This is a genomic window from Nocardia suismassiliense (assembly GCF_900269665.1).
Lineage (GTDB): Bacteria > Actinomycetota > Actinomycetes > Mycobacteriales > Mycobacteriaceae > Nocardia > Nocardia suismassiliense.
Genome location: NZ_LT985361.1, coordinates 8,316,545 through 8,329,535 on the forward strand (window position 1 = coordinate 8,316,545; position 12,991 = coordinate 8,329,535).

The 12,991-nt window shown below is 67.8% G+C and carries 14 protein-coding genes; 9 read left to right on the forward strand and 5 right to left on the reverse strand.

Translation table 11 applies throughout. The features are described 5' to 3' along the window. Positions 1-96 precede the first annotated feature (96 nt). From DBO33_RS37260 to DBO33_RS37270, 3 genes are read left to right on the forward strand one after another with little or no spacing between them, the layout of a single operon-like run. Positions 97-576, forward strand: a complete 480-nt coding sequence (locus DBO33_RS37260; protein WP_107659219.1) for a hypothetical protein — start codon at positions 97-99, stop codon at positions 574-576. 19 nt (positions 577-595) lie between these two features. Then, entirely contained in the window at positions 596-1,486 is an 891-nt protein-coding gene (locus tag DBO33_RS37265; RefSeq protein WP_107659220.1) for an SGNH/GDSL hydrolase family protein, read from the forward strand. A 40-nt stretch (positions 1,487-1,526) separates the two neighbouring features. Then, positions 1,527-2,747 (forward strand): acetyl-CoA C-acetyltransferase, encoded by a 1,221-nt coding sequence (locus DBO33_RS37270; protein ID WP_107659221.1) that lies wholly within the window; start codon positions 1,527-1,529, stop codon positions 2,745-2,747. Between the two features lie 60 nt (positions 2,748-2,807). On the opposite strand, the gene DBO33_RS37275 is transcribed toward DBO33_RS37270, so the two are convergent. The 3 genes from DBO33_RS37275 to DBO33_RS37285 all read right to left on the reverse strand — a co-directional run bounded on the left by DBO33_RS37275 (position 2,808) and on the right by DBO33_RS37285 (position 5,660). Then, positions 2,808-3,659 carry a Bax inhibitor-1/YccA family protein gene (locus DBO33_RS37275; RefSeq protein ID WP_107659222.1) on the reverse strand — a complete coding sequence of 284 codons (852 nt, stop codon included), beginning with the start codon at positions 3,657-3,659 and terminating at the stop codon, positions 2,808-2,810. 125 nt (positions 3,660-3,784) lie between these two features. Next, entirely contained in the window at positions 3,785-4,936 is a 1,152-nt protein-coding gene (locus tag DBO33_RS37280) for a class I SAM-dependent methyltransferase (protein ID WP_107659223.1), read from the reverse strand. A gap of 118 nt (positions 4,937-5,054) precedes the next feature. Further along, entirely contained in the window at positions 5,055-5,660 is a 606-nt protein-coding gene (locus DBO33_RS37285) for a hypothetical protein (protein WP_107659224.1), read from the reverse strand. 164 nt (positions 5,661-5,824) lie between these two features. Here DBO33_RS37285 and DBO33_RS37290 point away from each other — a divergent pair, with 164 nt between their 5' ends. From DBO33_RS37290 to DBO33_RS37300, 3 genes are all read left to right on the forward strand, one after another. Then, on the forward strand, positions 5,825-6,403 hold the full coding sequence (locus tag DBO33_RS37290; RefSeq protein WP_107659225.1) for an AMIN-like domain-containing (lipo)protein: 579 nt from the start codon (positions 5,825-5,827) through the stop codon (positions 6,401-6,403). 58 nt (positions 6,404-6,461) lie between these two features. Further along, positions 6,462-7,019: a DUF6153 family protein gene (locus DBO33_RS37295; RefSeq protein WP_107659226.1), complete on the forward strand. Its 558-nt coding sequence runs from the start codon at positions 6,462-6,464 to the stop codon at positions 7,017-7,019. An 84-nt stretch (positions 7,020-7,103) separates the two neighbouring features. Next, positions 7,104-7,727 (forward strand): DUF305 domain-containing protein, encoded by a 624-nt coding sequence (locus DBO33_RS37300; protein WP_107659227.1) that lies wholly within the window; start codon positions 7,104-7,106, stop codon positions 7,725-7,727. 150 nt (positions 7,728-7,877) lie between these two features. On the opposite strand, the gene DBO33_RS37305 is transcribed toward DBO33_RS37300, so the two are convergent. Both DBO33_RS37305 and DBO33_RS37310 read right to left on the reverse strand, forming a co-directional pair. Next, positions 7,878-8,213, reverse strand: coding sequence for a hypothetical protein (locus DBO33_RS37305; protein ID WP_107659228.1), 336 nt, complete (start codon positions 8,211-8,213; stop codon positions 7,878-7,880). A 128-nt stretch (positions 8,214-8,341) separates the two neighbouring features. Next, the gene (locus tag DBO33_RS37310; RefSeq protein WP_234391252.1) at positions 8,342-9,757 is read right to left on the reverse strand and encodes a three-helix bundle dimerization domain-containing protein; all 1,416 of its coding nucleotides are present in this window, start codon (positions 9,755-9,757) and stop codon (positions 8,342-8,344) included. A gap of 184 nt (positions 9,758-9,941) precedes the next feature. Here DBO33_RS37310 and DBO33_RS37315 point away from each other — a divergent pair, with 184 nt between their 5' ends. From DBO33_RS37315 to DBO33_RS37325, 3 genes are all read left to right on the forward strand, one after another. After that, positions 9,942-11,366, forward strand: coding sequence for a serine hydrolase domain-containing protein (locus DBO33_RS37315; RefSeq protein ID WP_107659229.1), 1,425 nt, complete (start codon positions 9,942-9,944; stop codon positions 11,364-11,366). Between the two features lie 32 nt (positions 11,367-11,398). Next, positions 11,399-12,118: a MerR family transcriptional regulator gene (locus tag DBO33_RS37320; RefSeq protein ID WP_107660929.1), complete on the forward strand. Its 720-nt coding sequence runs from the start codon at positions 11,399-11,401 to the stop codon at positions 12,116-12,118. A 69-nt stretch (positions 12,119-12,187) separates the two neighbouring features. Next, positions 12,188-12,991, forward strand: coding sequence for an SDR family oxidoreductase (locus DBO33_RS37325; protein WP_107659230.1), 804 nt, complete (start codon positions 12,188-12,190; stop codon positions 12,989-12,991).

Here is a 12,991-nt window from a genome sequence, read left to right on the forward strand (position 1 = left end):
CCAGATGGTCCCGGTGTGAGTTCGCGCACGCCACGCGCAAGCCCGTCCGGCTCGACAAACCGGGATTCCAGCAAACGCCCATTTAGGATCCGAACCATGAAGCAGCCGAACATCGCCAGGGCCGGCGTTGTGCTGGCCGGAGCGGCACTCGCCGCGCTGGCCGGACCGGGCGCGCAGGCGAATGCAGTGACCATCGAATTCCCGCAGGTGCCCACGCTCGCCTACGGCGGCTGGTGCGGCACCACCATCCGGACCTGGGCCGATGTCGGGCCCGCGTGGCCGGGCCGGGCGATCCTCAATATGCGCGCGCTGCCGGTCGCGGGCATCGGGCCGGGCGACTATCCGCTGGCCCCGCTGTGCGAGGTGCGCACCACCGTGGCCTGGCGCAACACCAACACCGGCGCGGTCGGCAGCTACGACGAGACGATCGTGTCCGGCCTCTACGGCAGCATGCAGTATTCACTGCTCCAGGACACCGGCCCAGGGTTGGTCGAGGTCACCGTCACCACCGATCACGCAAACATTCCCGCCCGCGGCTGGTTCCAGGTTCCCGCTCCGGCTGCCCCGACCGCGTGAAGTCGGTACATTTTCTTGTGTGAACGCACCACGCATCGGCTGGCGGACGGCCGCGGTGACCGGTGCCGCAACAGTCTTGGCCGGTTCCGGCGCGGGCACCGCATGGTGGGCGGCCTCTCGACTATTGATGGCGCAGGCAGGCGCGGCGCGTGGCGTGATCGGCCGCGACACTTCGAAACCACCGGAAGCCGACGGGATCTACTCGGCGGGCTGCCTGACGCCGGAACGCTGGCGCACCGGCAAGCACGCGGACCTGCACCTGATGATCTTCGGTGACTCCACCGCGGCCGGTGTCGGCTGCGTGGTCGCCGACGAGGTGCCCGGCGTCCGCCTGGCCCGTGGCCTGGCGCTGGCTACCGGGCAGCGAATTCGATTGAGCACCAAGGCGATCTCCGGCGCCACCTCCAAAGGTCTGTCCGGTCAAGTGGACGCCATGTTCGTGGCCGGTCCGCCGCCGGACGCCGCGGTGATCCTCATCGGCGCCAACGACATCACCAAGAAGCACTCGGTGCGCGCCTCCGCGCGCAGGCTGGCCGCCGCGGTCTCGCGCCTGCGCCGGGCCGACAGCGTGGTGGTGGTCGGCACCTGCCCGAATCTCGGCACGGTGACCGCGATTCCGCAGCCGCTGCGCACGGTGGTGCACAACTGGAGCGTCCGGCTGGCCAAGGCGCAGACGGTGGCCACCGCCGTCGCGGGCGGCCGGCCGGTGCCGATGGGTTATCTGCTCGCTCCGGAGTTCCGCGCCCAGCCCGAACTCCTTTTCGCCGCCGACGGTTTCCACCCCTCGGCCGCCGGTTACGAGCTGGCCGCGGCCCAGCTACTTCCGGTGCTGCTCGAGGCGTTGGGCGAGGCGACCCCGGCTGCCAGTCCCCTGGGGCGCGACGTAGATTCGATAGGAACCCGCGAGTAACAACCGCGGTTCGCACGTTCCTTCAGACAAAGGAGTCCTCATGCCTGAGGCTGTCATCGTCTCGACCGCCCGCTCCCCCATCGGCCGGGCGGCCAAGGGATCGCTGGTCGACATGCGACCCGACGACCTGACCACTCAGATCGTCCGCGCGGCGCTCGACAAGGTACCTGCCCTGGACCCCAACCAGATCGATGACCTGATCCTCGGCTGCGGTTCCCCCGGTGGCGAGTCCGGCTTCAACATGGCCCGGATCGTCGCGGTCCAGCTCGGCTACGACCTGGTGCCCGGTACCACCGTGCACCGCTACTGCGCGTCGTCGCTGCAGTCCACCCGGATGGCCTTCCACGCGATCAAGGCGGGCGAGGGTGACGTCTTCATCTCCGCGGGCGTCGAGACGGTGTCCCGGTACAAGAACGGCTCCGCCGACAGCTGGCCGAACACGCAGAACCCGCTCTTCGCCGACGCGCAGGCGCGCACCGCGAAGACGGCCGAGGGCGGCGCCGGCGTCTGGCACGACCCGCGCGAAGACGGCCTGATCCCCGACGCCTACATCGCGATGGGCCAGACCGCGGAGAACGTCGCGGGCTTCACCGGGATCACCCGCGAGGAGCAGGACCACTGGGGCGTCCGGTCGCAGAACCGGGCCGAGGAAGCCATCAAGAACGGCTTCTTCGAGCGCGAGATCACCCCGGTCACGCTGCCCGACGGCTCCGTGGTGTCCAAGGACGACGGCCCGCGCGCGGGCGTCACCTACGAGGCGGTCAGCAAGCTGAAGCCGGTGTTCCGCCCCGACGGCACGATCACCGCCGGTAACTGCTGTCCGCTCAACGACGGCGCCGCCGCGCTGGTCATCATGAGCGACACCAAGGCCAAGGAACTCGGCCTGACCCCGCTGGCCCGCATCGTGTCCACCGGTGTCTCGGGTCTGTCCCCGGAGATCATGGGCCTCGGCCCGATCGAGGCGTGCAAGCGCGCACTTTCCCTGGCGGGCAAGTCGATCGACGATATCGACCTGGTCGAGATCAACGAGGCGTTCGCGGTGCAGGTGCTCGGCTCGGCCCGCGAGCTGAAGATCGACGAGGACAAGCTGAACGTCTCCGGTGGCGCCATCGCGCTGGGCCACCCGTTCGGCATGACCGGTGCCCGCATCACCACCACGCTGATCAACAACCTGCAGACCCACGACAAGCAGTTCGGTCTGGAGACCATGTGCGTCGGCGGTGGCCAGGGTATGGCGATGGTCATCGAGCGCCTCAGCTGAGATAGCTAGTACGCAGAAGAGGGCGGTCACCGGAGTGGTGACCGCCCTCTTCTTTGCTTATTAGTCGTTGTTGAAGTAGCTCAGCAGGCGCAGGATCTCAACGTAGAGCCAGACCAGGGTGACGGTCAGGCCGAGGGCGACGCCCCAGGCCGCCTTCTCCGGCGCCTGAGCGCGGATCAGCTGATCGGCGGCGTCGAAGTCGAGCAGGAAGCTGAACGCGGCGATCGCGATGACCACCAGGCTGAAGATGATGGCGATCGGGCCACCGTCACGCAGGCCGAGGCCACCGGAGATGAAGAAGCCGGCGACCAGGTTGCCGATCACCAGGACCAGCACGCCGATCATGGCGCCGACGATCATCCGGGTGAAGCGCGGCGTGACGCGGATAGCGCCGGTCTTGTAGACGACGAGCATGCCTGCGAAGACACCGAAGGTGCCCAGCACCGCCTGCGCGATCATGCCGCTGCCGCCGGCCCCGCCGAAGCTGATGTCGGTGAACATGAACGACAGCGCGCCGACGAACAGACCCTCGAACACCGCGTAGGACAGCACCAGAGCCGGGTTGTCCATCTTGTTGGCGAAGGTCGCGACGAGGACGAGCACCAGGCCGATCAGGCCGCCGCCGATGACGAACCATTTCGCCAGCGAGGGGTCCGCGTTGCTGAAGCCGTAGGAGACGATGGCCGACAGCGCGAGCACACCCAGCGTGATGGCGGTCTTGGTCACCACGTCGTCGATGGTCATCGCCCGGGTGGTGCCCGGCGCCTGCTGGTACGGCTGCGGCTGCTGGTACGGCTGTCCGTACTGCTGACCCAACTGGCCCGCCCCGGCCACGCCTGAGCCGAAGTTGGCGTAGCCATTGCCCTCTTGCTTGGGCAAGTTTCGGAAAACCGGATTGCTTGTGCTACGCACCTGCGTCCCTTTCTGGTCGTTGCCGCTGTTCGTCGAGCTCGCGCTCGATATCCAACTGCTGGGTACAACGTTTACTGCCCGGCGCTAGTTCCCGAAGGCCCGCGCGCAGGCGGACAAAACGGACTCTACCGCTGCTGCGCGTCGTGTAGGCCACGCACGGATCGAGTGACCGTGAATTTGCGGTTGCGACCGACTACCTCGGTGCGCCCGACCATGCGTTCGATCACGCCACGGTAGTTCAGATGCGAATTGAACACCGTCCACAGCTCGCCGCCGGGGCGCAGCACCCGCCCGGTCTCGGCGAACATCTTGATCGCCGACCCGGTGTGCACGGCGGCGCCGACGTGGAAGGGCGGATTGCACAGCACCAGGTCGGCGCTGTTGTCGGCGGCCGAGGACATCGCGTCATCGCGCACCACCGTCACCCGGTCCGCTACCCCGTTGACCGCCACCGTGGCCCTGGCCGAGGCCACCGCGGCCGCCGACTGATCGGTGCCGAGCACCTTGAGGGCAGGCCGGGCCTTGGCCAGCTTTACGGCCAGTATCCCGGTGCCGCACCCGAGGTCGATCGCCTCGCGCGCATCAGGCTTCATCCACTTCAGGTGCTCCAGCAGGAACCGGGTGCCAATGTCGAGCCGGGCACCGGAGAAGGCGGCACCGTGCGCGACCACGTCGAGATCGAGGTCGTCGAGCCGGTCGCGCACCGGGAACGGCGGGTCGCCGACCCGCTTCGGCCCGCTGACCAGCAGGGTGCGCGACTTCTGCCGGCCACGGCTGGCCCGGACCTCGGAAAACGACTGGGCCAGCACGTCGTTCATCGACTTCGTCAGGTACTTGTCCCGACCGCCGGCGACTACAACCACCTCGGGGTCGGCGTAGCGCGCGATGGCGTCGGCGACCTCGGTCAGGCCGGCCAGCGCCCGCGGCAGCCGCAGCAGCACCACCCGGACATCGGCGAGCAGCTCGCGGCCGAGCGGATACGCGGTGTAGCGGTCGCTGAGGCCGAGCGCGCGGGCATTGTTGGCCAGGGCCAGTTCGCCGGTGAGCAGATCCTGGTGCACGCGGACCCCGCGCAGGTCGTGGGCGGTGACCGCGCCGATGGTCAGCGCGCCGTACGCGTCGCCGACTATGGCTATCTTTCCGCTATCGGTGCTGGCGAGCGCCTCGTCGGCGACATCGAGGATCAGCCGATCGGCGGCATCTACAGCGTAGAGGTTTAACGCCTCCACATCTGGATACCGCCGCAGTCGGCTCAGTACGTCCTCGATGGCTGCCACGCCTCAAGTGTGCTAGATCGTTGCCCCAACGTCACATCGGCCCCGGCTAACCTGCTTCGGCGCACCCCGCATGCTGCGATCTATCGACCGGAAGGCGCAGCGTCCCAACCGATCCGGCTCAGTTGGCGCCTGCCTTGCCACCCGTCGCGGTCACCGCGTGCCAGACCCCACCGACGCCTTGCCCGAGCAGGTCGCCCGGCTTCGTGTCCTTGGCGAAGAAGTAGACCGGCCACCCCGCGATGGTGACTTGGCATGCGCCATCAGCACGTTCGATGAAGCCGACGAGTTGCGGATCGACGCCCGCCGCGTACACGGCCTGGCCACGCTGCGCGATCAGCGGCGGCCATTTCGCGGCGCAATCGCCCACGCACGTCGAGGTGGGCGGCTTCGCGGTGTCCTTGTCGAATCGGTACAGCGCGCGGTCGTCGGCCGTAACGTACTGTCCGGCAGCGTTATTGTCCGCGAGGCGCAGTTGCACGGCATTCGTGCCGGTCGGCGCCGTTCCGCTGTAGATCTTCAGCCAGTCCTGCGTCTTGGCCGGCGCCTGGTTCTGCGGCGCGCCGGCCGCGGCCGTGGCCGAGGTGGACACCGCCGGGGCCGGCGCCGCCGATGCCTCGGGCTTCGCCGGGTCGGCGTTTCCGCACGCACTGAGCAAACCGGCGAGAATCACCGAGGCAGCGGCGAATGGCAGCGCGGCTCGCTGGAAGTGCTTGGTCGACAGCATTTTTCAGATCCTCCGGATCGATCGATGACGCGCGATTCGCGTCCGGTCATCCACAACTACGAGGCAGGCTCGCGACCGGTTCACCCGGGGGCCGATCCGACGGCAAACATCGAGAAACCCGCAAATCCCACGCGACGCCCCGACCGCCGTTTACCATCAGCCCCATGCGTAACAGGATGGTGTTGACCATCGTCGCGGTGACGGCATTGCTCGCGGGCTGCGGCGACGACGCCGGATCCACCGCGAACCCGGCTACGCCGACTACCTCGACCACGGGCACCCTGGCCGAGGCGCCGACCGCCCCGCGCGACACCGCGCCCAAGCGGGGCACCGCGTCCGGCGACGCGGGCCTGACCGTCACCGGCATTCGCATCGGCCACCAGCCCGGTTTCGATCGTGTGGTCTACGACCTCGGCGGCAAGGGCACCCCCGGTTGGATCGTGCAGTACACCGACCGCGCCGTGCAGGACGGCAGCGGCAAACCGATCGAGGTAGCGGGCAAGTCGATCCTCGAGGTGCAGATCCTCGGCTCGGTGTACCCGTTCGACAGCGCCGAGACCCCGTACGCGGGACCCGATCCCGCGACCGAACCGAGCGCGCCCGGCATCGCGGGGGTCTACCGCACCACCGTCTTCGAGGGCACCACGCAGTCGTTCATCGGCATCAACGGTGACCGGCCCGGGTTCGCGGTAACCACGCTGACCAACCCGACCCGGCTGGTCATCGACGTCGCCAGCCAGTAGTACCCGTACCGCCAGGGGGTATTGCCATCCATCAGGCCGGCGTCATTACACTGGCCGCGTGGTCGAACGGCACCTTGCACTCCGCGTCACCGGGCTCGCCCGGGCGCTCGGTGTGCTGGTGCTGCTCGCCGGGATCATCGTCATGCATGCGGTGGTGTTCGCAATGCCGAGTCACGCCGGTGCGGCCGCCGGCCATGACTCGATGGCGGGTGCGAGCCGTACCGTTCAGCTGCCTGCGATGGCGATGCCGGCCGAGCCGATGGCGACCGTGGTATTCGCCGACCGGCACGACCCGGTCGACCACGGTCACGAACAAGCCACCGACCTCACCGCGATGCCGACCGTCGCCCAGCTGGGCGCGTCCCTCGGCGAACACGCTGCGCCGGACCTGGATTGCGCGGATGACGGATGCGGTGGCACGCACGGCGGGATGCACGGTTGCGTGTTCATCCTCGCCGCCGCCGTGCTGCTGTTCGCACTGGTGCTGCTGTACCGGATGGCTCTCGATCGGCCGGGCAACGGTGTTGCGCGGCTGCGTCATCGGCGACCACGGCGGGAACGGTCACCGCCGTGGACCGTGCTCACCCTGGCCGAATTGTCGATTCTGCGGATCTGACAGCTCTGCGGCGACCGTTGTCGACGGTCGCCGGCGTTGCCCTGCCCGAAACCCAGTCATGCGCAATTCCCAAGGAGCACAACCATGGTCATCAGCCGTACCCGAATCAGCACCGTCCTCGCCGCGAGCGCCGCTGCCGCCGCCCTCGTTCTCGCGGGTTGTAGCGACAACGACGACATGTCCGGCATGCAGCACGACACGTCGAGCAGCGCGCCCGCCGCGTCGAGCGCACCGGCGGCCCGCACCGACTTCAACGACGCCGACGTCACCTTCCTGCAGATGATGTACCCGCATCACGCGCAGGCGGTCGACATGGCGAAGTTGGTGCCGAGCCACAGCCAGAACCAGCAGTTGCTGGCGCTGGCCGCCGAGGTGGAGCAAGCCCAGGCGCCGGAGATGCAGCAGATCACCACGCTGCTGCAAAGCTTCGGCAAGCCCGCCCCGACCGCAGGTAGCGGCCACGGCGGCCACACCATGCCGGGCATGATGAACCCCGATCAGATGACCGCCCTGCAGGCCGCGCCCGGCCCGGACTTCGACCGCCAGTGGCTGACCATGATGATCGAGCATCACACCGGCGCGGTCGCCATGGCCGAGACCGAGCTCGCTCAGGGCGCGAACGATGAGTCGAAGGCGTTGGCCCGCAGCATCATCGACAGCCAGCGTGCCGAAATCGACACGATGCGGGGCATGCTCGGTCAGTCCTGATCCGATCGGCCTATCGCACCGGGGTGACTCGGTGCGATAGGCCGTAGTACCTCGGCCGCGACCGCCGCCTGCACCGGGCAGCTCGGATTCGGACTCGGCTGTGTGCTCGATGGAATCGCCGCGCGGGCAACGGGAATGGACTGGCCTGGCTCAAGAACCCGGCGGGACGACGGCCTGCCACGCGGGCGCATCCTCCGGTGCCGCGGTGTTGCGGGCGCGCCGACGTACCTGCTCGACGGCCACCAGTGCCACGCCCGCGAGCACCGTCACCACGGCGAAGATCGTGATGGCCAGGGCTGCCGCGCCGAAACCCCACAGCGCCACCACGGCAGCGGCGACGGCGAGCAGCACGCCGATGAACAACAAGCCGAAGCCGGCCCAGTTCCTGGTGTCGGCCAATGTCTCACCCGGCTGCGGCGCCGTCGTCCGGGAGATGTCCGCCGCGTCGTCGAGCGGGGGGATCTCGTACGGGCCATCCACTGTCATGCTGCTACCTCACGCCGCGATACCGGCTGGTCGGCCGGTATCTGATGCGACAGGGATGCCCTGATCTTCTCATCCGAAACGGGACCCCCGGCACTCGTTGTCCGGCATGGCGTTTCGGGCCGGTCAGATCAGTTGTAGGACTTGGTGACTCCGTCGAGCAGCCGTTCCAGGGTGTCGTAGGTGGGGGTGGTGATCACATCGAGCACGTCCTCGGCCACCGGGATGTTGTGCGCGGCCGTCACTTCGGCGAACTGGTCGGCCGCGCCGGTGCGGAAGCCGTGTTCGGCGGCGAGGCGTTGCAGGTCCGGGTCGGTGGACAGCAGGCGGCCGAGCCGGTCGCCCGACTCGCCGAACGGCACCAAGGTGTGCCGGGACAGAATGGTCGGCGACGGGTACAGCATCGTCATGTCCGGCTTGATCTGGCCGCGCACACTGGCGTCCACGTACTGCGACTCGTAGATCCACACCATGGGCGTCGGCCCGATGCCGGTCGCTAGATAGGCGTCGAACGGGCCTTCGCTGCTGCTCTGGGTGTAGCCCTGGCCGACGAAAAGCCTTGCCACCGTGGGCAGGATGTTCTGCTCGGCGTCCGACCCCTGCACGATGGTGTTGTTGTTCGCCACGTAGCCGGCGATCGCCAGGTACATGGCCGCGGAGTTGGAGCTGCGCGGGTCGGTCGTGGAGATCAGCACGTTCTTGCGCACCGGATACGTGGTGTTGTCGTCGAGTTGGTCCCAGCGGGTGTTGTTGCCGACCATGCGCAGGTAAGGACCCATGTCGAAGGTCGACACCGCGCCCTGGTGCACCACGCCCGCCTTCGCCAGCAGCTCGGCGATCGGGGTGAACGTGGCGATCACCATCGGTGACGAGAACGGGATGTACTTCGCAGTCACGTTGCGCTGCCGTTGGATTCGCTCCGCGGCCTGCTCGCTCGACGGAAACGCGAAGTCGTACTTTCCGAGATCGATCGACGTCGCGATCTGCCGCGACCCCGCCGGTTCGACGTCCACCTGCACCCCGTGGCGCGCCAGCGCGTCGACCACCTTCGCGTCCTGGAAGAACGCCATCTTCTCCGACCCGACCACGCCGCGCACCACCGTGATCGGTGCCACCGGCGCCGCCGTATTCGGTGCGCCACCAGGCTGGCGCACCGCCAGCGCCAGCGCGACCACGGTCACCACCACCAACGCCGCGATCACGGCCGCGACCGCCGCCGGAGCGAAACGCTTACTCGCGGACCATGTTTCCTGAATCGTTTCCGGCAGCCCGCCATCCTCCGCCTTATGCTTCGGCTTGCGCGTCCGCCCCGTCTCAGGCCCGACGACAGCCTCCGCAACCTCCCCCGTAGCCGCCAACTGCCGGCGAACATACCGCTCCACCAGGATCGGAATGAACGTCCGCACCGGATGCCCCGCGAACCGCCGCCGCGCAGCGGCCACCGCCCCCTCGATGTACTCCGCAGAGTAAGTGCCGCCGAAGTTTTCGACCAACCGCTCCGTCACCTGACGCAGCGCCTGTTCCTCCCGAACAGTGTCGACAACCACAAAATCTCCTAGGCATCCGGCGACCCACATATCCCCGCGACAGCACCGAAGCCCCACCGCGCCGGCCAACCCTAGCCCCAACCCACCNGACCGGCCAGTCGAGCTAGTAACTGGCGCAGTCGCGGAGGGTGATTCGCGGGTGGGCTTGACCTTGCCCCTGGGGCAAGGTTCGACGATTGTATTCATGAACAACAACGCACTTCAGATTGTCGAAGCTCAGGTCCGCGAACAGGTTGCCGCTTACTGCGCGGCCAATCAGGTGCCGGGGTTCGTTGCCGGTGTTTATCAGGCGGGTGAGCAGGTTGTGGTCGCGCATGGCACGGCGAATGTTGCTACGGGGGCGCCGATGTCGGCGGACACCGGGTTTCTCTTCGGGTCGGTTACCAAGGTGCTGACGACCACGCTTGTCCTTCAGCAGGTGGAGTTGGGGAAGCTCGAGCTCGACGCGCCCGTGGTGCGGTACCTTCCCGAGTTCGCGCTGTCCGTGCCGGGGGCGGCGGACAAGATTTTGGTTCGGCATCTGCTTTCGCACACCAATGGCATCGATGCGGACCTGTACTTTCCGGATGCCGGAGGCCGTGACGCACTGCGCAGTTATGTTGCGGGCCTTGGGGACAACGGGATTCTGTTCGAGGCAGGCGAGCAGCTCAGCTATTCCAATGGCGGCATGATCGTCGCGGGCAGGCTGCTGGAAGTGGTGACGGGGCTGTCGTATCACGCATTGCTGGAGCGCGATATCTATGGACCTGTCGGCATGCGGCACTCCAGCACCTCGGCTGAGCAGGCCATTCTGCGCAGCACCGCGGTGGGGCATTTTCTGAATCCCGAGACGATGACGGCCGAGACCACTCGCATGTTCACGCTGCCCGACACCTGGGGGCCAGCGGGTGGCACGCCGATCGGCACCGTTGCCGACCTGCTCAGCTTCGGGCGAACCCACCTCGCGGGCGGCGTGTCCCCCGTGACGGGTTCCCATGTTCTCACAACGGATTCGACCGCACTGATGCAGCAGGTTTCGCACGATATGGCGTCCCCGAACGTTCCGCCGATGGGTATGGGCTGGGTGCGGTACCCGTTCGGCGACACGACGGTTCTCGCCATGTCGGGCGCATCGCCCGGCGGCGTGTCCCTGCTGTGTGTACTGCCGGAACACGACCTGGTCTTCACCGCGTTCGGCAACAGCTCGGATGCGCTCATGCTGCAAGACCAGCTGCTGCAATGGCTGCTGCGCGAGCACCTCGGCGTCGAGATCCCCGCGCTGGTAACCGAATTCGCGCAGGATGTCGACCTCACGCCGTATGTCGGCACCTACCGTTCCAACCAGCTCCGCATCGACGTCAGCCTCGTGGACGGCCAACTCGAGGAGCGGATGACCTACGAGCCCGCGGACGAGTCGCAGGACCGAATTTTCACCGAGTTCGCCGGTGGCACCACCGCCGCCCCACCGCAGCGGTACGTGCCGATCCGGCCCGGCCTGTTCGCCCCGACCGACTACCCGATGGAGACCTTCGACGGTTATCTCCGACTGCTACTCGTCTCCTACCACGACATCCGCGACGGCAAAGCGCGGTTCCACAACGCGGGCGGCCGGCTGACCCGTCGCGCATGACGGGTTCGACGAGGACTGAAAGGATGGCCGCCATGATCACGATCGGCAAGCTCGCGGATTTCGCCGGAGTGACCACCAAGGCCATCCGCCACTATCACGAGCGCGGTCTGCTCGCCGAGCCCGACCGCGACTCGTCCGGCTACCGGCGCTACACCGCCCAGCACGCCATCGATCTCGTCAAGATCAGAACCTTGGCGGCGGCAGGCGTGCCGCTGGCCCGCGTCAAAGACCTGCTCGACGCCGACCCGGCCGCACTCGCGGCGGCGATCGCCGAGATCGACCGTGACGTCCGGCACCGGATCACGCAGCTACGGCAAACCCGCGACCAGCTGGCCCAATTGCGCGGCGGTGATCGGCTTTTCGTCGCACCGGCGGTCGCCGACTTCCTCGACGAACTGCGCGAGATCGGCGCCAGCGAACGCCAGATCCAGCTGGAGCGCGACGGCTGGATCGTCTTGCAGACCGCCTCCCCCGAGGACGCCGCCTGCTGGCTCGACGAAAAGCACGAACTGCTCACCATTCCCGAGTTCCGGGCCCTGTACCTCGCACACGACGAGGCCTTCCACTGGTCACCGGACGACGCCCGCCTGCCTGCCCTGGCCGAACGCACTCGCACCTGGTTCGCCAACTACCACAGTCGATCCGAGACTCGCCCCGTGCACAATCCCGCGGCCGCCCGCTTGGTCGCCCAGTCCCAGCCCGGGGCGTCCTCCCCCGCCTGGGACCGCCTCGTCCAGCTGATGCGGGGTTAGCGCCTCCGCGCGGTCGCGGACAAAGGGAAGCGCTATGGTCGGCTGGAGTCGCTGCCTAAGGAGATGGTTATGCCTCGTACTGCTGTTGTGACCGGAGCTTCATCAGGGATCGGGAAGGCGACGGCCGCGGCGTTGGCGGCGCGCGGCTATCAGGTGATCGGGACCAGCCGGAAACCGGAGAGTATCGGTGCCGAGGCTCGGGTGGCGGGCGTGGAGTATCGAGCGCTCGATTTGACCGACGCCGGGTCGATCGACGCCTTCGTTGCCGGGCTCGGCGAGATCGACGTGCTGGTCAACAATGCCGGGGAGAGTCAGGCGGGGCCGCTGGCGGAACTGCCGACGGACGCGGTGGAGCGGCTGTTCCGGCTGAATGTGCTGGGGCCGGTCGCGCTCACGCAAGCGGTGTTGCCCGGTATGCGGGACCGCGGGTTCGGCCGGGTGATCATGGTGGGGTCGATGATCGCCAGCTTCCCGATGCCGTATCGCTCGTCCTACGGCGCGACCAAGGCGGCGCTGAAGGGTTTCGCGGTGGCCGCGCGGTTCGAGGAGTCACCGTTCGGGGTGTGGATCAGCACCGTCGAGCCGGGACAGATCAATACGGGCCTGCGGGAACGCCGGACGAAGTACCTGAACGAGGGTTCGCCGCACACCGCCGACTTCACCGCGTTCATCGCGAAACTGGATGAGGCACAAGGGAAAGGCATCACCGCCGAACGGGTAGCCGACACGATCGTGCAGGCCGTCGAGGCCAAGCGACCGCGTCCGCTCTACGCCGTCGGCAGCAATGCCCCCGTCATGTTCGCGGTGCGCAGGCTACTGCCGCGCACAGTGATGGAGCGCCTCATCGCACGCGCACACGGACTGTCGAGGTAG

Bases quoted from the DNA above. Each gene is read 5' to 3' on its own strand.
- DBO33_RS37270 (WP_107659221.1), top strand. From the start codon at position 1,527: ATGCCTGAGGCTGTCATCGTCTCGACCGCCCGCTCCCCCATCGGCCGG.
- DBO33_RS37300 (WP_107659227.1), top strand. From the start codon at position 7,104: ATGGTCATCAGCCGTACCCGAATCAGCACCGTCCTCGCCGCGAGCGCC.
- DBO33_RS37325 (WP_107659230.1), top strand. From the start codon at position 12,188: ATGCCTCGTACTGCTGTTGTGACCGGAGCTTCATCAGGGATCGGGAAG.
- DBO33_RS37290 (WP_107659225.1), top strand. From the start codon at position 5,825: ATGCGTAACAGGATGGTGTTGACCATCGTCGCGGTGACGGCATTGCTC.
- DBO33_RS37320 (WP_107660929.1), top strand. From the start codon at position 11,399: ATGATCACGATCGGCAAGCTCGCGGATTTCGCCGGAGTGACCACCAAG.
- DBO33_RS37260 (WP_107659219.1), top strand. From the start codon at position 97: ATGAAGCAGCCGAACATCGCCAGGGCCGGCGTTGTGCTGGCCGGAGCG.
- DBO33_RS37315 (WP_107659229.1), top strand. From the start codon at position 9,942: ATGAACAACAACGCACTTCAGATTGTCGAAGCTCAGGTCCGCGAACAG.
- DBO33_RS37285 (WP_107659224.1), bottom strand. From the start codon at position 5,660: ATGCTGTCGACCAAGCACTTCCAGCGAGCCGCGCTGCCATTCGCCGCT.
- DBO33_RS37305 (WP_107659228.1), bottom strand. From the start codon at position 8,213: ATGACAGTGGATGGCCCGTACGAGATCCCCCCGCTCGACGACGCGGCG.